14 protein-coding genes and 1 tRNA gene are annotated in these 21,863 nt (G+C 61.0%); 10 read left to right on the top strand and 5 right to left on the bottom strand.

Features of this window, described 5'->3' with window-relative positions; genetic code table 11:
- Positions 1-64 precede the first annotated feature (64 nt).
- The 3 genes from GPK39_RS09375 to GPK39_RS09365 form a co-directional block, all read right to left on the bottom strand.
- Complete coding sequence (locus tag GPK39_RS09375; RefSeq protein WP_215675227.1) at positions 65-1,132, bottom strand: glycerol dehydrogenase; 1,068 nt, start codon at positions 1,130-1,132, stop codon at positions 65-67.
- 113 nt (positions 1,133-1,245) lie between these two features.
- Entirely contained in the window at positions 1,246-2,346 is a 1,101-nt protein-coding gene (locus tag GPK39_RS09370; protein WP_117563611.1) for a glycerol dehydrogenase, read from the bottom strand.
- A gap of 78 nt (positions 2,347-2,424) precedes the next feature.
- A complete protein-coding gene (locus GPK39_RS09365; protein WP_215675225.1) occupies positions 2,425-3,648 on the bottom strand; it encodes an iron-containing alcohol dehydrogenase in 1,224 nt (407 codons plus the stop codon).
- 500 nt (positions 3,649-4,148) lie between these two features.
- Between GPK39_RS09365 and GPK39_RS09360 the strand changes: the two genes are divergently transcribed.
- The 4 genes from GPK39_RS09360 (at position 4,149) to GPK39_RS09340 (ending at position 8,863) form a co-directional block, all read left to right on the top strand.
- On the top strand, positions 4,149-5,225 hold the full coding sequence (locus tag GPK39_RS09360; protein ID WP_215675223.1) for a tetratricopeptide repeat protein: 1,077 nt from the start codon (positions 4,149-4,151) through the stop codon (positions 5,223-5,225).
- Positions 5,225-6,268: a hypothetical protein gene (locus GPK39_RS09355; protein WP_215675220.1), complete on the top strand. Its 1,044-nt coding sequence runs from the start codon at positions 5,225-5,227 to the stop codon at positions 6,266-6,268. Before GPK39_RS09360 ends, GPK39_RS09355 begins: the two co-directional genes overlap by 1 nt.
- Before the next feature lie 45 nt (positions 6,269-6,313).
- Positions 6,314-8,488: a MurT ligase domain-containing protein gene (locus tag GPK39_RS09615; RefSeq protein WP_252204875.1), complete on the top strand. Its 2,175-nt coding sequence runs from the start codon at positions 6,314-6,316 to the stop codon at positions 8,486-8,488.
- 298 nt (positions 8,489-8,786) lie between these two features.
- A tRNA-Glu gene (locus GPK39_RS09340) sits at positions 8,787-8,863 on the top strand.
- A 446-nt stretch (positions 8,864-9,309) separates the two neighbouring features.
- Here the strand turns inward: GPK39_RS09340 and GPK39_RS09335 are convergent.
- Positions 9,310-11,397, bottom strand: a complete 2,088-nt coding sequence (locus GPK39_RS09335) for a glutamine synthetase III family protein (protein WP_195361391.1) — start codon at positions 11,395-11,397, stop codon at positions 9,310-9,312.
- A gap of 426 nt (positions 11,398-11,823) precedes the next feature.
- Here GPK39_RS09335 and GPK39_RS09330 point away from each other — a divergent pair, with 426 nt between their 5' ends.
- From GPK39_RS09330 to GPK39_RS09305, 6 genes are all read left to right on the top strand, one after another.
- Positions 11,824-12,696, top strand: a complete 873-nt coding sequence (locus tag GPK39_RS09330) for a methylenetetrahydrofolate reductase (RefSeq protein ID WP_215675218.1) — start codon at positions 11,824-11,826, stop codon at positions 12,694-12,696.
- Complete coding sequence (locus tag GPK39_RS09325; RefSeq protein ID WP_215675216.1) at positions 12,696-13,484, top strand: hypothetical protein; 789 nt, start codon at positions 12,696-12,698, stop codon at positions 13,482-13,484. Before GPK39_RS09330 ends, GPK39_RS09325 begins: the two co-directional genes overlap by 1 nt.
- 9 nt (positions 13,485-13,493) lie before the next feature.
- Entirely contained in the window at positions 13,494-16,052 is a 2,559-nt protein-coding gene (locus tag GPK39_RS09320; RefSeq protein WP_215675214.1) for a homocysteine S-methyltransferase family protein, read from the top strand.
- A gap of 108 nt (positions 16,053-16,160) precedes the next feature.
- Positions 16,161-17,525 carry a PFL family protein gene (locus GPK39_RS09315; RefSeq protein ID WP_035136908.1) on the top strand — a complete coding sequence of 455 codons (1,365 nt, stop codon included), beginning with the start codon at positions 16,161-16,163 and terminating at the stop codon, positions 17,523-17,525.
- A 316-nt stretch (positions 17,526-17,841) separates the two neighbouring features.
- The gene (locus GPK39_RS09310) at positions 17,842-18,729 is read left to right on the top strand and encodes a methyltransferase domain-containing protein (protein ID WP_338404414.1); all 888 of its coding nucleotides are present in this window, start codon (positions 17,842-17,844) and stop codon (positions 18,727-18,729) included.
- A gap of 158 nt (positions 18,730-18,887) precedes the next feature.
- A complete protein-coding gene (locus GPK39_RS09305) occupies positions 18,888-19,187 on the top strand; it encodes a YhbY family RNA-binding protein (protein WP_215675210.1) in 300 nt (99 codons plus the stop codon).
- A gap of 69 nt (positions 19,188-19,256) precedes the next feature.
- Here the strand turns inward: GPK39_RS09305 and GPK39_RS09790 are convergent, their stop codons facing one another.
- A complete protein-coding gene (locus GPK39_RS09790) occupies positions 19,257-21,776 on the bottom strand; it encodes an AfsR/SARP family transcriptional regulator (protein ID WP_215675208.1) in 2,520 nt (839 codons plus the stop codon).
- Between the last annotated feature and the right edge of the window lie 87 nt (positions 21,777-21,863).

Here is a 21,863-nt window from a genome sequence, read left to right as displayed (position 1 = left end):
CCTTTGAGGCAAATAGCCTATGCCTATCGCCGCCTCGATTGCACAAGGTCGATCAAGCGCCTAGCTATGCCTCGCGCATGAGCTGCACGAGCTTCTGTTCGGTCACCTTGACCTGCTCGTTGGCCATGTTACGCTCGTTTCTAAAGGCCGCATCCGCAACGCTCATCAGGTCGGCATCGGAAATCTCGTCAAGGCCCAGCTCCTCGAGCGTCGTCGGCAGACCGACGCGCCGGCAAAACTCGAGCACCTGATTAAGCTCGGGCGCACGCTCCAGGCGCAGCTGCACCACCAGGCCAAATGCCACGGCCTCACCATGCATGGCCTTGCACTCGGGCAGAATCGTCAGGCCGTTGGCTATGGCATGGGCAAGCGCTAGGCCACCACTCTCAAAGCCAACACCCGAGAGCAGAATATTGCACTCGATCAGGCGCTCAACCGCTGGCGATGTACGGCCCTTTTTGAGATCGCGCTTGGCAGCGACGCCGCACTCCATGAGTGTGTCATAGCAGGCACGAGCCGCAACCAAGGCCAAGTGTCCCGGCGCGCCACCGTGCTCGTTGGCGCCGTGCGCCGCGGCGCACGAACGCGCCTCGAAATACGTTGCCAGCGCATCGCCCATACCAGCGACCGTCATACGCAGCGGGGCCGCCGCGACCACGTTGGTATCGACCACGACCAAGTCTGGATTCTTCTCGAGCATCAGGTAGCGGTCGAACGACCCGTCCTCGTGATACAGCACCGAAATCGCGCTGCACGGACCGTCCATCGACGCCGCCGTGGGACATACGCACAACGGCAACTCGGCATAAAACGCAACGGCCTTGGCGATATCGAGCATCTTGCCGCCGCCAATACCCACCACCATGTCGCAATACTCAGCCTGGGCTTCCTTAGCCATTTCGACAACGGCCCCTTCCGTACACGGACCGTCATAAATCTTAAAGAACGGCTCACTCAGATCGTCGTCCAGAAATCCATCGACGATCTGCCTGCACAGCCGATCCTCGGTGCCCTGGTCAAACAAGACATAGGCAGCGCATCCCAACCATGACAAATACCTGCCCTGACGCGACAGTTCGCCCGGCCCCTGAACATACCGGCCGGGACCGCCGTAAACCATAGGAAGCGCCATACGAGAATCCACCCTTCATCAAACAACGATTGGTGCAAAGTACCCTGACCCCTTTGCACCATAGCAAAAAGGGGCAAAGTCATCTGCTGGCTTTGCCCCTTCCTTAGCTTGATTTACTCATCCATGAGATAGTAGTGGCCCAGCGCGTCGGCACCCAGGATGGCGTTTGCGACCATCTCGGGCGTCACCTCAAAGGGCATGTTGCACATGGTGTCATCGGGTGCGCAGGCGGCCTCGGCAACAATCATGGCCTGCTCGCGCGTAAGCTCTGCAACGCCAAGTTCCTTCATCGTGACCGGCAGGCCCAGCTCAATGCAGAAGCCCAAGACTTCCTCGAGTTTCTCAGTCGGAGCATCCTCGAGTACCAGCTGGACGATGGTGCCAAAGGCGACCTTCTCGCCGTGATACATGCCATGGCACTCGGGCAGCATCGTCAGGCCATTGTGGATGGCATGAGCAGCAGCAAGGCCCGAGCTCTCAAAGCCAATGCCCGAAAGCAGCGTATTGGCCTCAATGATGTGCTCGACGGCAGGCGTCAGCGCCCCCTTCTCCAGCGCGACCTTGGCCTTGACGCCATCGGCCATGAGCGTCTCATAGCAGAGCTTGGCGAGCGCCAGGCCGGCCATTCCGCCCTTACCGCCGGCGCAAGTGCCACCGTCGGCATCGTGCGTCGCCTGAGCCTCAAAGTAGGTTGCGAGCGCATCGCCCATACCGGAAACCGTCAAGCGCACCGGGCTCGCCGCGATAACCGTCGTATCCATCAGGACAATGTTGGGGTTTGCCTTAAGGAAGAGATATTTATCGAACTGGCCGTCATCGGTATAAAGCACCGAAAGCGCCGAACACGGTGCATCGGTCGAAGCAATGGTGGGACAAATGATAACCGGGGACTCCAGGTAATAGGCGACGGCCTTCGCGGTGTCGAGGATCTTGCCGCCACCGACACCGACGATGATGTCGCAACCGTTGTCGCGAGCGAGCGCAACCAGGCGATCGACCTCGCCCTTGGAGCACTCGCCGTTAAAGTCCTCAAACAGCAGCTCGGCCTTAGCCTCGGCAAAGCCGCCCTCGATCTTGGCACCGACGCGCTTCTTGCCCGAAGGCGTCACGATGACGAGGGCCTTAGCGCCGAGCGGCTCGACATAGGAGCCGAGCTTGGCGAGCTCGTCCGGACCCTGGATGTACTTGCTGGGGCTATTGAAAATTGCAGCCATAACTATCCCATTCTCTAAAAAAGAAAGGGGCTCCGTACAGATACGTGCGGAGCCCCTCGTTACGATAACAAGAGTCGATTAGAAATCGATGTCGGTGTCGTAGTAGCAGGCCTTGAGGATCTTCTCAAAGTCAGCAGCCTTGGTCTCACGCGGGTTCTCGGGCGTGCAGGCGTCCTGCTCGGCGTTCGCGGCGATCTCGGGCAGCTTGGCGAGGAACTCCTCCTCGGAAACCATCTGCGGGTTCTCGGCGTCGACCTTCACGCCACCATTCGCGTAATCCTTGATGGACTGCGGAATGTTGAGCTGGTCGTTGAGGTCGCGAATCTTCTGAACGAGCGCAGCGATGAGCTCCTCGTTGGTCTCGCCGGGAAGGTGCAGGATCTCCTTGGCCACGTAAGCGTAACGCTCGGCAGCACGCGGGTCCTTGGAGTTCCACTGGATGACCTTGCCCAGGTACATGGCGTTAGCAGCACCGTGGATGATGTGGCCGTTCTCGAAGGCAGCACCGGTCTTGTGAGCCATGGAGTGAACGATGCCGAGCAGGCCCGAGGAGAAGGCGATACCGGCGATGCACTGAGCCTCGTGCATGTGCTGACGGGCCTCATGGTCGCCAGCATAGGACTTGGGCAGCCACTCGACGATCTCGCGGATGCCGTGCAGGGCGTTGGCGTCGGTGAACATAGAGGCGCAGGTGGAAACGTAGGCCTCCATGCAGTGGGTCAGAGCATCCATGCCGGTGTGAGCGCACAGCTTGGCGGGCATGGTGTAGGTGAGCTCGGGGTCGACGATGGCGACATCAGGGGTGATGTTGAAGTCGGCCAGCGGGTACTTGATGCCCTTGGCGTAGTCGGTAATGACGGAGAACGCGGTGACCTCGGTAGCGGTGCCGGAGGTAGAGGAGATGGCGCAGAAATGAGCCTTCTGACGCAGCTCGGGGAAGCTGAACGGCTGGATGATGTTGTCGAAGGACTCCTCGGGATACTCGTAGAAGACCCACATGGCCTTAGCGGCATCGATGGGCGAACCGCCGCCGATAGCAACGATCCAGTCGGGCTCGAAGTCGCGCATAGCGGCTGCGCCCTTCATGACGGTCTCGATGGAGGGATCGGACTCGACGCCCTCGAACAGCTTGACCTCCATGCCGGCCTCTTTGAGGTCGGCCTCAACGTCCTGCAGGAACCCGCCGCGGCGCATAGAGCTGCCGCCAGAAACGATGATGGCCTTCTTACCCTTGAGGTTCTTCACCTCGTGGCGAGCGCCCTCACCAAAGTACAGATCGCGAGGATTGGTAAAACGTCCCATACTGTGCCTCCTAAACAAGCCCCTCTTAGACTTGCGTATATAACGGAGCACCCGATTGGCTCCGTTAGGACCATTTTGCGCGTTGCCGGCGATGACAATGCGCGATGTCTAAACGTCTCAACGCTCAGACAAACACTATTTTACCGTTCTGGTTGGTCAGTTATTCACCTAAAGCCGCCAATGATGAAACGTTTTTTCTATCCCTGAAGACCCTTGTGCGGCATTCATACTCCCAAGCTGGGCAAACGTTTTATCAAGGTTGACTACATATCCCGGGCAGGACCGTGCCCCTCCAAAATATGCACCGTTCGCCGCCAAAAATCGACCGTTTGCGGCACCGTGATACCACTCGGTCGTCCAAGGTGCCGACATTTGTGCGACATCCGTCTTCGTGGTGCAAAGGTGCAAGTCCAAGTGCGGCACCCCCGGTGTGCCACATGCGGGTAAACTAGAACCTTATATAGAAACATTTGAACCCTAACTGCAGCAAAGGAGGCCCCATGGCATTCGATCCCATTCAAGAGGATTGCCATCGCCTCGTTCTTGAGGCCTTGCGCCGCGACAATATCCCGCTCACCGACGGTGCCGCCGTAGAGCGTCTGATGGAACAATTCACCCGCAACCCCGCACCGCTCATCGTGCACGACCGCGACCGCGCCGGGCACCTCATTGCCAAGGTGGTCGAGGCTGTCGACTACCGCATTCCCTTTATCCCTGACGATACCCAGGCAGAGCAAGAAGAGGCAGCTGCCGAGAACATGCTCCGCGAGGCAGCCGCGCTCGACCCGACCAACTGGGACGCTCAGCGCATGCTGACCGCCCTCACCGCCGGCTCCAACGAGGAATACGTGCAGTATCTGGTGTCCAAGTGCGACGAGGTGGAGCACGATCTGGCGCTCAAGACCGCCTCGGCGCAGGACCCCTACGAGCGTGAGGCCGCAGGCGACCTTATGCGCCGCCCCTACCTGCGCTGGCTTGCCGCCTTGGCATCGCGCGCGCTCATTAGCGGACGCTACCGCATGTCGCTCGAAGCCGCGAATCGCAGCTTGGACTTTGCGCCCAACGACCCCGCTGGTGTCCGCCACACCGCGATGCTCGCTATGGCAAAGCTCGAATACCCCGCCGAGGAGCTCAAGCGCTTTCGCTCCGCTCACTCCGTGCCGTACCTCGCGAATACCCCGCTGCGCCGCCGCCCCAAAGATGCGGAGCGTGACTTGGACCCGTGGACGCTCATCGCGCTGATGAGCGCTGCCTGGCGCGAGCTGGACTACGGGGGTGCCGAACACTACCTGCGTATCCTTGTGCGTTCGTGCCCGCACGCAGCCGAGGCGCTCTACTTCCAAACCGAGTTTCCCGATGGCGTCTATGCCCGCGTCAATGTGAGTGTGGGCTCCACCGACGAACTTGTCCTTGCGCTGTCCGAGGCGACGCCGGTACTGCAAGAGGGCCTGGGCGCCCCCGACAACGCCAGTTTTGCCGCCTGGGTCGCCACCAACGATATCGTGCGTTCCCAAATCGATGAGCGCATACTGCGGGCGGCCGAGCAGGGTTTGCCGTTTAAGGGAGGAGACCTCTAATGGATCCGAGCGTCTACATCCCCGCCTACCTGGAGCGCACCTATCTGGCGTCGCACCCCGAGCTCACCGATGCAGCACGCGAGCTTGTCCATAACGACATTAGCGCGAATCCCCAAAAGTATGCGCAGTCCGAGCATGCCCAGGCGCTGCTGTCCTACGCCGGTGTTCATCGCCACCTGCTCGACGAGCTCCATCGCATCGAGGACATGGGCAGCGACGAGGAATTCGAGCAGACGCGCAATCGTCTGTTCGACGACATGCGCGATGAGCTGCTCAAGATTGTCCGCGTCGATGCGTATGTCCTCGATGCCCAGCTGCTCGCCATCATCCTGGCTGACACGCCCGTTGACGCCTGCCTGGGCGACCTGATGAAGCTCGAGGCGACCACAACCGATTACCTGCAGCAAAGCGTGCCCGGGTTCGACATGGAAGCCCCGCACTACTGGGCCAATAAGGTTTTGACGGACGGTGTGACGGCGGCAGAGCTCACCGTGAGCGAGCCGGCTCTTATCGGGTGGCTTCACACACTCGAGGCCATCTCGCAGCTGTGCATGGCGAGCGCTCGCTACCGTGCTGCCGCCAACTACGCCCGCCGTGTTCTTAAGGCGGAAGGCTACCCCACCCGAGCCGCAGGCACCGTGTTGCTCGCCCTCGCTCGCCTGGAAGACCAGGACGGCTTTTTTGCCCTGGCCCACCAGCTCGAGGAAGAGATCGGGGCTGACGCGCTCGAGAACTCTCCTTGGTATCTGCTCGCCCGCACGATTCTGCTGTTCAAAACAAACAAGATGCGCCCGGCGACACGCGCGCTGCGTGAGTTTGCCAACCGTTGCGAGGGCGGTGCGTTCTTCTTACTGAACCCCATGTACCAGACACCGTACCTTCCCTGCCGGCCCGAGCCACACGATCCCTGGGATCTTTCGCACCAGGCCGTTTGGGAAGCGGACGGTATTATCTCGGACACTCCCGACTTTGCCCCCTGGGCCAATGCCTGCGAAGACGTGTCGCAGCTTGCCCAGGAATTTGCGCGCCGCTACGGTTTTTAGTGACGCACTCGACCCGACCATGTCGTTTACGTTAGGAACGGTTTCATGAACCTCCGCTCATCTCTTGCCTGCACCTCGAGCGATATCGCTCGCTGGGGGCTGCGCTCCGTCCTTAAGCGCCAGGGTGGCGTGCTTCCCGGCCGCATCGCCATGAAGATCGACCCCGAGTTGCTGAGCGACCTCGCTGCCCTTGTCGACCGCAGCGTGGTGATCACCGGCACCAACGGCAAGACCACCACCTCCAACCTCATCGCCGACGCCGTTGCCGCCAGCGGCGCCACCGTGGTATGCAACCGCGCCGGCAACAACATGGAGCCGGGCGTGGTGGGCGCACTGCTCGAGGCGCGCAGCGGCCTCAAGCGAGCCGGTGGCAAGCGCGTGGGCGTTTTTGAGTGCGATGAGCTTTACACCGTACGCGTTCTGCCCAAGCTCAAGCCGACGTACTTCGTGCTGCTCAACCTGTTCCGCGACCAGCTGGACCGCTACGGCGAGATCGACCACACCCAGGACGTCATCGCCCACGCACTGGAGCTTTCGCCGGCAACGACGCTCATCTATAACGCCGACGATCCGCTGTGCGCCTCGATCGCCGCGCGCGTCCCCAACATGAGCATCGCCTTTGGCATCGACGGCGCCACGGGCACCGAGTCCGATCGCATTAGTGACTCGCGTTTTTGCTCGCAGTGCAACGCGCCGCTGGAGTACGACTATGTGCAGTACGGCCAGCTCGGAGCCTATCATTGTCCTTCGTGCGGCTGGAGTCGTCCCGCGCTGCTCCGTCGCGTGACGGACGTTGAGCTCACCTGCAACGGCTACGGCTTTGACCTGAACTTTGGACCCGATACCGACGCACCCACAACGCACATCGCCACGCGCTACAACGGCCTGTACATGGTCTACAACGTTGCCGCCGCCTTCTTTACCGCGCACGAGTTGGGCGTGGACACGGCGCTTCTACAGCCTACGCTCGATGCCTATGTGCCCGCCGGTGGTCGTATGGGGCGCTGGGATATCGCCGGCCGCACCGTCGAGGCAAACCTGGCCAAGAATCCCGTGGGCTTCGATCGACAGATCCAATCCATTAAGACGGCGGGCGGCAGACTCTGCGCTTTCTTCCTTAACGACAACGACGCCGACGGCCACGATGTTTCGTGGATCTACGACGTCGACTTTGAGCGCATCGCCAACACGCCGGGACTTGTCGCCTTTGCCGGCGGCACGCGCGCGCACGACATGCAGGTGCGCCTCAAGTACGCCGGCATCGATGCCGCGATTATCTCGGACGTCGCGCAGGCAATTGGCGCCGTGGCAGACGAGGCCGCCGATGACACCTTCTACGCCGTCGCCAACTACACGGCCTTCCCGCCGCTGGTCAAGGAGCTCGACGGGCTGAAAGGCGCCACCGCCGACGCTGTTGCTGGGCGCGCCGTAGCCCGTGCCGACGGCAGCGCTCTTTCTGTCGGTATCGCGCCAGTCGAGCTTTCGCGCCCGCTGCGCATCGTCTACCTGTATCCCGATGCCCTTAACCTCTACGGCGACGGCGGCAATGTTATCGCGCTCGAGCGCCGCTGCGTCTGGCGCGGCATTCCCGTGCGCGTGGACGAGGTCCGTATGGGCGAAACGCTTGATTTGACCGATGCCGACATCGTCATGATGGGTGGCGGCTCCGACCGCGACCAGCTAGCCGTGGCACACGAGCTGCTCGCCCAAAAAGACAAGGTCGCGGCCTATGTTGAGGATGGCGGCTCGCTGCTTGCCATCTGTGGCAGCTATCAGCTGCTCGGCCGTTCGTACTATATGGGTGAGGATCGCATCGAGGGCCTGGGCGTCATTGCCGCCGAAACCGTACGTGGCTCCGATCGCCTGATCGGCAACGTAGCCGTCAAAACCGATCTGGCACCTGAGCCCTTTGTGGGATTCGAGAACCATGGCGGCCGCACGCTTTTGGACGCCGATGCCACGCCGCTCGGAACGTCCGTCGTCACGGGCACCGGCAACAACGGCGACGATGGCTTTGAGGGCCTGATCTACAAGGGCGTCATCGGCACGTACCTGCACGGGCCGGCGCTGCCCAAAAACCCCGAACTCGCCGACTGGCTGATCGCCCATGCCCTCGAGCACCGTGGCGATGCACAGGCCGCCGCCCTGCTGCCGCTCAAGCCCCTCGACGACACCTACGAGCACGCCGCCCACGACGCCGCCATGAAGCTCCTCCCCTAGCACCTCACCACCACAAAGGGGACAGGCACCTTTGTGGTGGTTTTGACCCGTCCCAGCGGTTTGTCTCAATCTGTAACATCTAGACCGTTAAAAGTCGTCTTACTGTTACAGAATGAGATGTTCATCCCGACGCCTGCCTTTTGTCTCGATCTGTAACAGATAGAGCCGATTTGCCCGCCTAGATGTTACAGATTGAGATATTTGAAAACCGGAATAGAAGCCTACTCCTTTGTGGTGGTTTTCCAGTTTGCCAACGATATACGCGCCAGCAAAAAAGTCTGCTATACTCTTTCCCGCTGTCCCCATCGTCTAGCGGCCAAGGACGCCACCCTTTCAAGGTGGATATCGCGGGTTCGAATCCCGCTGGGGGCACCATTTAAATTAAGAAGCCCGTTACCCCCGCGGTGACGGGCTTTTTGCTATCCATGTGCCGGGATTCGAACCCGGCAGGGTGCGGACCCCGGCATCATCGCAAAGCCAGCGGGCAAAAAATGGCAAATATGAGTACTGTTACCATTTTAGTTACAGCGATTTCATGCCTTCAGAAGGCGATTTAGCCGTCAGGCGTCCTACGGCGGAAAATTGCAGACGTTTATCGGCTAAGTACTTGGACATATGTTGCGTAATACTGCATATTTTGTAAAAAGATAATGCTACAGGACTTGTGACAGTACTCATATTTGACGTTTTTTGCCCACGACCCCTTATTACGTGGGCGAATCAGTTGCAAAACGGACTCCTAAGCGTCCTTCGCAAACAAAAACCGGGGCCCACATGATGCGGACCCCGGCTCAATACCGTGACGATATGTCAGTTACGCTCTACACGTAGAACAGGATGTCGTCGTAGGTCGGAACCGGCCAGTAGTCGGCGGCCACGATCTCCTCCATTGCGTCCACGGCGGCACGCAGCGCATCCATAGCGGGAACGACCTCGTGCGCGTACACGTTGGCCTGCTCCTGGCCATCGAGAGCCTCGGCCTTCTGATGCACGACGTCGAGCGCCTTGATGGAGTCGTTGATGGCAGTGATACCGTTGCAGAGCTTGTTGAGCGTGTTCTGCTCGCACTGCATGGCGGCCTCAGCACCGGCGGCACGAATAGTCTCAAGGCCCTTAGCGACCTTGGTGGCATAGGCGGTAATGACCGGGCGATAGGTACGACGCGCCTCGCGAACCATCGTGGTGGCCTCGATGTTCATGAGCTTGTTGTACTTCTCGAGTTTGCAGTCGTAGCGGCACTGGGCCTCGGCCTTGGTCAGGACACCCGTCTCCTCAAAGAGCGCAATGGCCTTATCGGAAACAAAGGCGGGCAGGGCGTCGGCCGTGGTCTTGTTGTTGGCAAGACCACGCTTCTCGGCCTCAACGGGCCACTCGTCGGAGTAGCCGTCACCGGAGAACAGGATGCGCTGGTGGTCGGTCAGGACCTTCTTGCAGTACTCGAGCGCAGCGTCCTGGAACTCATCCTCGGGCGTACCCTCGAGTGCGTCGGCGAAGGACTTGAGCGACTTGGCCACGGCGGCATCGAGCACCAGGTTGGAGTCGGAGACGTTCTGCTCGGAGCCGCAGGCACGGAACTCGAACTTATTGCCAGTGAAGGCAAACGGGGAGGTGCGGTTGCGGTCGGTGTTGTCCTGCATCAGCTTGGGCAGAGTATCGGCGCCCAAGTCGAGCACGCCGCGCGTTGCATGGACGGAAGCCTTGCCATCGATGATCTTCTCGACGACCTCGGTAAGCTGGTCGCCCAGGAAGATGGACATAATCGCCGGAGGAGCCTCGTTGGCGCCCAGACGATGGTCGTTACCGGCCGAGGCAACGGAGGCACGCAGGAGCTCCTGATAGTTATCGACGGCCTCGATCACCGCGGTGAGGAAGACGATGAACTGCAGGTTGTCGAGCGGAGTGTCGCCCGGATCGAGCAGATTCTCGGACTCGGTGCCAAGCGACCAGTTGTTGTGCTTGCCCGAACCATTGATGCCCTCAAAGGGCTTCTCGTGCAGCAGGCAGACCAAGTCGTGGCGGGAGGCGATGAGCTTCATCTTCTCCATCATGACCAGATTCTGGTCGATGGCCTCGTTGACTTCGCCATAGACGGGGGCGAGCTCATGCTGGCAGGGAGCAACCTCGTTGTGCTTGGTCTTGGCGGGAATGCCGAGCGCCCACAGCTCATCGTCCAAGTCCTTCATGTAGGCCGAGACGGTGGGGCGGATAGCGCCAAAGTAGTGCTCCTCGAGCTCCTGACCCTTGCATGGAGCAGCACCAAAGAGGGTGCGGCCGGTAATGACCAGGTCCTTGCGCTTGCGGTAGGCGTCCTTCTTGATCAGGAAGTACTCCTGCTCGTCGCCCACGGAAGGAACGACCTTCTTGGGGGTCTTACCGAACAGCGCCAAAACGCGCTTAGACTCACGCGAGAGCGCGGTCATGGAACGCAGCAGCGGGGTCTTCTTGTCCAGGGCCTCGCCCGTGTAGGAGCAGAAAGCCGTGGGGATGCACAGGACATCGTCCTTGATAAAGGCGGGGCTAGTGGGGTCCCAAGCGGTGTAGCCACGGGCCTCGAAGGTAGCACGCAGGCCGCCGTTGGGGAAGCTCGAGGCATCGGGCTCGCCCTGGATGAGGTTCTTGCCCGTAAACTTGGTAATGGCGGTGCCGTCGTGGTTGGGCTCGAGGAAGCTGTCGTGCTTCTCGGAAGTAATGCCCGAAAGCGGCTGGAACCAGTGCGCATAGTGCGTCGCGCCCTTGGAGATGGCCCAGACCTTCATGGCATGGGCAACGGCGTTGGCCACATCCAGGTCGAGCGGCTCACCGCCCTCGAGGGTTGCAGCAAGGCGCTTCCAAATGTCCTTGGGGAGGTAGTCCTTCATGACTTCCTCAGAGAACACCATGGTCCCGAAGCGGTCAGTAAGTTCGGCCATACGGAACTCCCTTCGTATCGGCACCGCGTGAGAAGCGGTGTTGATTACTAACGAACGAGTCATAGCTTAGACTCGCCGTGTTTCCGCGACATTACCGTTATGTTGCTGTCGCGAAACCAATCAATGAGGTTACCCTATCGAGGCGGCGTTGCCACCCTCAACAGCCAATCAACTGCATAAATTGCAGACCTCTCCCCATGGTTTAAGGGTAGTCAATTTGGGATGGAGCTCTATTAACTGGTATTTTGCATCAGATACCAGTCTTTATAGTCCGTGCCTAGATTAGCCGCTCTGTTATAGAGAAAGCCGATAGCAAGGCATCTTTGATTGGTATCCTCAAATAGCGAGTGAAACTCCACCGTGGCACAGTGGTGCTGTAGAATCCTTACAACACATCACACTATTACGTATCTAGAGGAGCACGATATGCGCGTCGACGAGGTTTTTAAGCAGGCAGCATCCCAGGGCACCGCACCCGTTTCGTTTGAGATGTTCCCGCCCAAGGGCGAGCTGACCCTCGACACGGCTCGCGAAGTGGCAGGCAATCTGTGCAAGCTTTCGCCGAGCTTTGTCTCGGTCACCTGCTCGGCTGGCGGCTCGGGCAACGGTGCCGCCACCGCCCCCATCGCGCATATGATTACGAGCGAATTCGACACGCCCTCGGTGGCACACCTTACCTGCGTGGGCCGCTCGCACGCCGATATCGCCGCCAAGATCGACGAGTATCGCACCGCCGGCGTGGAAAACATCCTGGCCCTGCGTGGCGATCTCCCCGCCGGCGCGACCGAGGACGACAAGCCCGCCTCCGACTACGCCTACGCCCGCGACCTCATCCCCGAGCTCGTCGACGCCGGCTTTTGCGTGGGCGCCGCAGCCTACCCCGAGGGCCACATTGCCTGTGAGGATCTCAACCTCTCGGTCGAACACCTCAAGCAAAAACAGGACGCTGGCGCGAGCTTCTTTGTGACGCAGCTCTTCTTTGATAACGAGTGCTTCTACCGTTTTCGCGATCTTGCCGACAAGGCCGGCATCACCGTGCCCATTACCGCGGGCATCATGCCGTTTATGGGCAAGTCGCAGATCAGCCGCATGGTCTTTATGTGCGGCGCGTCGCTGCCTTCCCCCGTCATCAAGATTCTCGCCAAGTACGAGAATGACCCCGAGAGCCTGCAGGCAGCTGGTGTAGATTATGCAGCCCGCCAGCTTTGCGACCTCAAGGAGCACGGCGCCGACGGCCTGCACCTGTACACTATGAACCGTCCTGCGATCGCCGCGACCATTATGGAGCGCCTGGGGTAATGGAAAAACCGCACATCGATACAACCGCTGTCGAAGTGCCGGCCGACCTTGCGTCGCCGGCGCTTTACCGTGTCGATGCTGCGCACCATCCCCGTGTCGACCGTGCCGAGATGCTGCGGTATCTGGGTTACGGCGGCCAGCAGATTGAGCCCGAACTGTCACGACGTATTGAGCTTGTCGTTGAACGTCTGGAACTGGACATTGAGCCCCGTGGCGTGCGCCGCGTATTTGCCATCGATGCCACGGGCGTGGACGAGCAGGGCAAGCCTTGCATCCGTCTGGTTGGCACCAACGTTGAGCTGCGAGGTCGCGATATCTATCGTCATCTTAAGGACGCCCGCTTTGCCGCACTCATGGCGTGCACCCTCGGCATGGACGCCGAGCGTCGCCTGCGCACCACGGGAGCCCAACATCCCCTGGAGGGCGCCGTGCTCGACGCCGCGTGCTCCGCTTACGTGGAAGCCGCCGTTGAGCAAATGGACCAGCAGGTCAAGACGGACGCCGCCACACACGGGCTCGCCGGCAACTGGCGCTTTAGTCCCGGCTATGGCGACTGCCCGCTCTCGGCCCAGCGCTCGATCGTCAATGCGCTCAACGCCACGCGGCTCATCGGGCTTACCGTCACACCCACCAACCTGCTCATGCCCACCAAAAGCGTGACCGCGGTGATCGGCCTATTCGACGGCGAGGTCCACGACGCCCAGAGCCGCCCCACCTGCAATATCTGCCGCATGCGCGAACACTGCCGCTTCCGCGCCGCCCACACCACCTGCTATTCCAGCCATTAGGAGCCCCCGATGTTTACTCCGCTTATCACTCATGATTCTGACGGCACTGCATTGGCGGCACCCGTTGATGCCGCACGTCGCAACGGTGCCACGTACAAGACGCGCACGATCGACGATCTGCGCATTAAGGACGATCGCCTGCGCGCCGCCATCGAGGGCACGGGGCACTTGCTGTTCGACGGCGGTATGGGCACCATGTTGCAGGCCGCTGGTATGAAGGCGGGCGCCCTGCCCGAGCTGCTCAACTTTGAGGAACCCCAGGTTATCACTGATATCCAACGTCAATATGTCGAGGCCGGCTGCGACGTGATTACCGCCAACACCTTTGGCGCCAACGCCCACAAGCTCGACGGTGCCGCCACCGTGGCAGATGTCTTTGCCGCCGCTGTCGCCTGTGCCCGCGAGGCCGGCGCCCGCTACGTCGCCGGCGATATCGGCCCCATCGGCGCGCTGCTTCGCCCCCTGGGTACCCTCAGCTTCGACGAGGCCTACGACCTCTTTGCCGAGGAAGTGCGCGCCGGCGTCGATGCGGGTGTGGACCTCTTTATTATCGAGACCATGACCGACCTGGCCGAGATCAAGGCGGCCGTCCTCGCCTGCCGCGAGAACTCCGACCTGCCCGTCTTTGCCACCATGACCTTCGAGGAAGACGGCCGCACCTTCCTGGGCACGAGTCCCGAGGTTGCCGCCATCACGCTCGATGCCATCGGCGCCGACGTTTTGGGCATCAACTGCAGCCAGGGACCGGCCGAGCTACGAGGACTCGCCGCACGTATGCTCACCGTTTCCGATAAGCCCATTATGGTGCAGGCCAACGCGGGACTTCCCCATGTGGACGACGACGGCAATACCGTCTTTGACATCCAGGCCCCCGAATACGCCAAGGCCGTCGCCGGCATGATCGCCGACGGTGTGAGCGTCGTGGGCGGTTGCTGCGGCACCACGCCGGCGCACATGGCGGCCTTGCGCACGCTTATCGACAACCACACGCCCAGCCCGCGCCGCCGCAAGCCCAGCATGTCGGTCACGAGCGCCCAAACGGTCGTGGACCTTCCCTGCGACGGCCACAAGATCGCCGTCATCGGCGAGCGCATCAACCCCACCGGCAAAAAGCGCCTGCAGCAGGCCCTGCGCGACGGCGACCTGGACTACGTCGTGAGCCAGGGCATCAGCCAGCAGGAACAGGGCGCCGACATCCTGGACGTTAACGTGGGCCTGCCCGAGATCGACGAGGTCAAGATCATCCAACATGCCACCGAGCAGCTCCAGGGCTCCACGCTGCTGCCGCTGCAGATCGACTCCACCGACCCCGCAGCCGTCGAGGCCGCCGTGCGCCGCTACGCCGGCAAGCCCATCATCAACTCGGTCAATGGCAAGCAGCAGATCATGGATGAGATCTTTCCGCTGGTCGCCCACTACGGCACCAACGTTGTCGGCCTTACGCTCGACGAAGGCGGCATCCCCGATACCGCCGAGGCTCGCTTCGCCATCGCCGAGCGCATCGTGGCCGAGGCTGCCCGTTACGGCATCGGACCGGACCGCATCCTCATCGACTGTCTGGTCATGACCGCCTCGACCAATCAACGCCAGGCTGAGCAGATCCTGCGCGCCATGTCCCTGTGCAAGGAGCGTCTGGGCGTCAAATGCGCACTCGGCGTGTCGAACATCAGCTTTGGCCTGCCTGCCCGCCCGCTGCTGGGTTCGGTCTTTTTGGCCGCCGCCTTTGGCGCGGGCCTGGACGCCCCCATCATGAACCCGGGTTCCAAGCGCTTTATGGACACCGTCTACAGCTATCGCGTCCTGAGCGTTGAGGACGAGGGCTCGACCGGATACATCGAGCGCTACGCCGGCTGGACCGATCCGTATAAGATCGCCGCAAACCCGGCAGCAGCTCAGGCCACATCGAGTGATGCCGCGCCTGCCGCAAGCGCCCCCGGCACCGACGGCAACGACGACCCGATTCGTCGCATGGTCGTCTCGGGCCGCAAAGGCGAGATCGCTGCCGAGACCGAGCGCCTGCTGGCCGACCACGACGCCATGGACCTCATCAACAATCACTTTATCCCCGCCCTCGACGAAGTTGGCGTCCTCTTTGACCAGGGCAAGTTCTTCTTGCCGCAGCTCATGGCCTCGGCCGAGGCCGCGCACGTGGGCTTCGACACCATCAAGCGCCTGATGCCCGCCGGCGAGATTGCCGACAAGGGCAAAATCTGCGTGGCCACCGTCAAGGGCGACATCCACGATATTGGCAAGAACATCGTCAAAATGCTGCTCGACAACTACGGCTACACCGTCTTTGACCTGGGTCGCGACGTCGATCCGCAGGAAGTACTCAAGACCGTCAAGGAGCGCGACATCAAACTCGTCGGCCTCTCGGCGCTTATGACTACCACAGTCGTCGCCATGGAGGAGACCATCAAGCTGCTTCATACTGAGGTGCCGGGCGTCAAGATCATCGTGGGTGGCGCCGTACTCACCCCCGAATACGCCAAGCAGATCGGCGCGGACTACTACGCCAAGGACGCCGCCGAAAGCGCTCGCATCGCCGAAGAGGTCTTTGGGCAGTAACACAACGGAAACAACCGAGCACCAAAACGTGCCGCACGCGCCACTTGGCACGTGCGGCACGTTAGAATAGATAAGACTATGCTCGTTTTGGCAGATAGGAGCGCAAGGATGGCGATCACGCCCGCAGAAATCGCGGAAACCCGCGGCATGGTTGAGGAGCAGAACCTCGACATCAGGACCATCACCATGGGTGTTTCGCTCATGGGTTGCGGTGACGAGAACCTCGACCGCATGTGCACGAAGATCTACGACCACGTGACGCACACGGCTGAGCATCTGGTCGAGACCGCCGAGAACCTCGAGCGCGAGTACGGTATCCCCATCGTCAACAAGCGCGTTTCCGTCACCCCGGTGGCGCAGATCGCCGCGTGCTGCAAGGATGAGGACCTCACCCCCATCGCGCATGCCCTCGACCGCGCGGCTGAGACGCTCGGCATCGACTACCTGGGCGGCTTCTCCGCGCTCGTCCAGAAGGGCATCGGCGACGCCGACCGCCGCGTCATCCAGTCCATCCCCCAGGCGCTCGCTACCACGAGCCGCGTCTGCTCCAGCGTGAACGTCGCCAGCCTGCGCGCCGGTATCAACATGGACGCCGTGCTCATGGCCGCCCAGACCATCATCGATGCCGCTAAACTCACGGCCGACCAGGATTCCGTTGGCGCCTCCAAGTTTGTCTGCTTTGCCAACATGGTCGAGGACTCCCCGTTTATGGCGGGCGCCGTCCACGGCGGTGGCGAGGCCGACGCCGTCATCAACGTAGGCGTCTCGGGCCCCGGCGTTATGGCCGCAGCCCTGGAGACGCTGCCCGATTCCGCATCGATGATGGAAGTCGCCGAGAAGATTAAGCAGACCGCCTTTAAGATCACCCGTGCCGGCGAGCTCATGAGCCGCGAGGCCGCCCATCGCCTGGGTGTCGAGAAGGGCATTGTCGACCTGTCGCTGGCTCCCACGCCTGCCATCGGCGACTCCGTTGCCCGCATCCTCGAGATCATCGGCGTAGGTACCTGCGGTGGCCCCGGCACGACCTGCGCGCTCGCCATGCTCAACGATGCCGTCAAGAAGGGCGGCGTCATGGCCAGCTCCAGCGTGGGCGGCCTCTCGGGCGCCTTTATCCCCGTGTCCGAGGACGCCGGCATGATCGCCGCCGTCGAGGCCGGCGCGCTTTCGCTCGAGAAGCTCGAGGCCATGACCTGCGTGTGCTCCGTTGGCCTGGACATGATCGCCATCCCCGGCGACACTCCGGTCGAGACCATCGCCGGCATCATCGCCGACGAGATGGCCATCGGCGTCATCAATAACAAGACCACGGCCGTCCGCGTGATTCCCGCTATCGGCAAGGGCGTGGGCGACTGCGTCGAGTATGGCGGCCTGTTCGGCCGTGCGCCCATCATGCCGGTGAACCCCAACGCCGGCACCGTGCTTGCCCACCGCGGCGGACGCTTCCCGGCACCGCTGAACTCGCTGAAGAACTAGCTGAGGGGGACTGGCGAGGAGCCCCGGGGAGGGCAAATATATAAGGTCGCCTGCTCGGACAGTCCTGACTCGCACGGAGAGCACATTAAGTGCTCTCCGGCTCGTGCGGAACTCGCGATCGACCTTATATATTTGCCCTCCCCGGGGCTCCCGCACAACGGGACCTCGGTTGGGTTCTATCCCTTTGGCAGTCGCTTCGCTTCTGCCCTACTTTGCTGGTATGGCGGTTTGGCGTTGGATCGGTTCTTTCTGATATATGCTGGTTGCGGCTCTTCTTTTTGGGGGAGTCGCTTTTTTGTTGCTAGGAGGTTGGCCCGTGGTTGATGGGGAGAATCGTTCTGAGCTGCTTGCTGCTGATTGGAATGGCGAATGGATGCGTCTGCAGGCTGGTCGGCGGCGGGCTGATGATTCTTTTGAGTGGGATAAGCAGGCTCGGCATTTTCGGCCGTTGGAGACTGCCCCTTATGCTCGGGATTTTATAAAGCTGTTGGCGTTGAAGCCTGGTGAGTCGGTGCTTGATATGGGGTGTGGGGCTGGGTCGATTGCTATTCCGCTTGCTCAGGCTGGGCATTCCGTGATTGCTGCCGACTTCTCTCCTGCCATGTTGGGCACGCTTGATGCCGGCATTGAGTATTACGGGCTCGAAGATCTTATTACGCCGCTTGAGCTTGCTTGGGATGATGATTGGGATTTGGTTGGACCGGTCGCGAAAGCGGTGGATGTTGCCTTTGCCAGTCGCTCTGTCACCACGACCAACCTAAAAGGCGCGCTTGCCAAGCTCGACCGCACGGCTCGCCGGCGTTGTGCTGTCACGATGGTCGCCAACTCCAGCCCGCGCTATGACCTGCACGTGATGAACGCCATCGGCGCCTCGGTTACCTGCAGTAATGGCTTTGTGTACGCCTTCAACATCCTCATTCAGATGGGTGCGTTGCCGCAGGTTACGTACTTTGAATCGCCTCGTCGCGATACCTTCGATAGCCTTGAGGCAGGTGTGGCGGATTTTTCCCGTATGCTCGAACATGGCAACGAGGATAAGATCGACCGCCTGCGCGACTATATCGCTCAACACATGATCGAGAACCCCCATGCCGGCGAGCCGGGCTCCAAGGGCGTGCCGCAGGGGCGCTACATGCTCGATCATGTCCGCAAGGTTCGTTGGGCGTTTATTGCATGGGAGCCGATCTCTGCACCCCGCTCATAGCCTGTTCGCAGCCCGCACCGCCCACTCACTCGGCATCCGCATTCTTTTTGAACTGGGCAAACGCGCTCCACACCGCGCCGTTCCTGCGCTATCGTGGGACAGCTCACGTAGATTAAGGCCCCGTCGCGGGGCGCCCCATACATAGAAAGCGAGAACCCATGGCACTGACAGGAGCACAGGTCAAGCAGCTTCGCAGCATGGCCCATCACCTCAACCCCGCCATCATCATCGGCAAGTCCGATATCAACGAGGGCACCGTCGAGCAGACGGTCGCCTACCTAGAGAAGCACGAGCTCGTTAAGTGCTCCGTGCTCGATGGCTCCAGCCTTTCCGCCCGCGAGGCCGCCGAGGAGCTCGCCGAGCGTTGCCACGCCGACGTCGTTCAGGTTATCGGCCGCAAGTTCTCGCTGTATCGCGAGTCCTCGCGCAAGGACATCGAGAAGATCAAGCTCGTCTAAGAGCCAATGATCCGGCGAGCCAACACATAGCAAGCTTACGGGTGCCCAAGTACTTCGGGCGCCCGTTTTTTATCGCTCGACCAGCACGCGATTGAGCCGCCCCTCCACCAAGCGCTCGTATAGACGCCGCGTCTCGGGCTCGGGCACGCCATTGACCTGCTCCCTCAGATGGTGCATATGCCCGCTGTACAGCTCGACGATATCGCGTCGCCGCCCCGCCGCACTGTAGACACGCATGGCGCAGCGCACCATATCCTCACGCGCCGTTTCCTGCCGAAGCCCCGACTCTGCCAGCCAAATCGCCGACTGCAGGTCGTTTTCTTCTAGAGCGGCATTTGCTCCCTTAATCATGCAATCGATGTACTTTGACTGCATAATGCGCCGCATGCGCAAAAAGTAGGTGGGATTACAGCCATTGGGAACATACAACGGTCCGGCATAAAGCTGCTCAATCTTAAGGCACAACTCGACCAGATGGGGCCCGCGCGCACCCGTGCGATTTCCCAAAACCTCGCGGCTTATCTGGTCAAACAGCCGTACATCGGTCTTGACGTAGTCACCGTTGAGCCCAATGCATTCATTTTGGATGAGCACGCATGACTTGCCATCCGGCGTCGGCCCCAAAGCCGACCGCAAGCGCGATATCGTCGAGTACAGGTTGTTGCGGGCGCTATTGAACTCGGCATGGGGCCACAGCTCCATGGCCAGCGTCTCACGATCGACGAGCGCATCCATGCCCAGCGCAAGCCGCTCGGCAAGCGTCGCCGCCTTCTTGCGGCGCCACATTTTGTCCGTGATGGGAAACCCGTCGCGCTCGGCGCGAAACGCACCAAACATGCGAATCTCGATATGGTCGATGGTATCAACGGCTTTAACCTCGCCGGCCTGGAATAGGCGCTCGCTCTCCCCTTCCAAATCGTCGCGCAGCGAGTACCGCGACAGCTCGCGCACGGGAAGCTTCTTGCGTATCCTGGCCGCCGGCTCGCCCAGACAATGCATGGCAAGGCGCGCAAAGAGCCGATACGATGGCTCTAGAATCCCCGCACGATTCATGGACATCCAGGCCGCAAGATCGCTGTCTCGGCCCGCACAGGCCAAATGCAGCGCCACCATCCAGGCTTCTGCGCCACCAACCTGCGTCTGGCTTATATCGAGTAGTTCCGCTTCCTCGCGCACCGAAACCATCGAGGTGTTACGCAGATATGCCGCGCGTTCCAGCAGCAATGCGTTATCGCGCATGTACGCAATCGACTCCTCGGCAAGTTTGAGCACTTGGACCGCACGGAACTTTGCATTAACCGGCCGTCCCTCTGCCAGCGACTGCCAGCCTTCTAGCAACAGGCCAAACAGCTGAATCTGGTTGTCGCGCATGCGCACAGCAAAACGATCGAGCTCGTTGAACGCCGCGTCGTCGATTACCGGCAAGCCGGAAAGGAGCCGCCGTGCCGCCAACACCATGCGCACCCAGATAGCCATCGCCTTAAGCCCGCGTACGTCGAGCGCCTCCCGCACCACCGTCATCTCGTCGTCGCGCTCGTCGGTTCCCGCAAACGACCCGTCAAAGAGCTCCACCAGCATACTATCGGCCCGTATAACAATCCCCGCGATGTCGAGCTCGCAGTCGTAGGCCTTGCTCGTTTTGAGCTGCTGTAGAACGCCGCCGTCATCTCCCCGCTCGGTCAGGCACCGCTTGACCTCGATATGCGCAGACAACATATCGAGTGCGGTATGGGATGTCTCGATTTCTGGCACGGCCAGGTTCGTAGGAAGCCCAAGCCCGTTGTCCCCATAGCAAACAGCCGTCAGCGTCTGGGCCACCCTCCATGAAACAGGGTCTATTTCGCAGGCCGCCCGTTCGCCCCCGCGTTCGATGACCGATGCCATATAGCGAGCGAGCTTTGTATTGGACACGCTGACCGCTGCCAGATATACGCCAAGCGCTTCGGCAGGCATTGGCTCTGGAGCCGGATCGTCGGCATCGATCGTGCCCAGCGCCGCTCGGCAGATATCGGCCCCGTGCCCCGTCAGAGCCAGATCGACCCCATACTGCCCAGCAAGTTCAAGGACCGCTTCACGGTCCAAAAAGGCGTCCGCCAGGCCCATCGCCGCATCGCATCGGCCCGCCTTAAGCAAAATCCGGGCCGCCCTCGGAACAAGTTCGGGGCGAACCTCGGCCACCAACTTACGCAAGCGCAAGCGTCCGTTATCCTCCGTGCCCAGACACGTAAAACTCCGCTCGGCGGGATCCAAGCCAAAGATCGGGTAGTCGCGTACAAAATAGGACTGGTCGACCATCGACAGCCTCACCCCGCAAGCCTCGAGTTCTGCGATATTGCCCTCGCCCATCAAAACCATGAGACATGCCACGCAAAACAGCGCATTATTGTCGAGCGAAGCCAGATCGGCAAGTGCCGCGCCATATACGTTGACAATCTCGTTTTCGAGCAGGCCGGCTACGTCGCCTTGGCCATACAGACCCGTCTGCAATGCCGAAACGAGCTCGGGCACGCCCTGCGTGAGCTGATAGAAGTCGAGCGATGTGCTGATCGAAAACGCCGATGCCCACGCCGAATACTCATAGGCATGCACCTTGAGCGGTAGTGTCGAGAAAGTTGGTGTAAGGGCCCTTGCGGCCCCTGTGTCCGATATCCGGAATCAGTTGATATCCTAGGCCGC

The organism is Collinsella aerofaciens (assembly GCF_018785245.1).
Taxonomy (GTDB): Bacteria; Actinomycetota; Coriobacteriia; order Coriobacteriales; family Coriobacteriaceae; genus Collinsella; species Collinsella aerofaciens_AD.
This window is presented reverse-complemented; position numbering and strand designations above follow the sequence as displayed.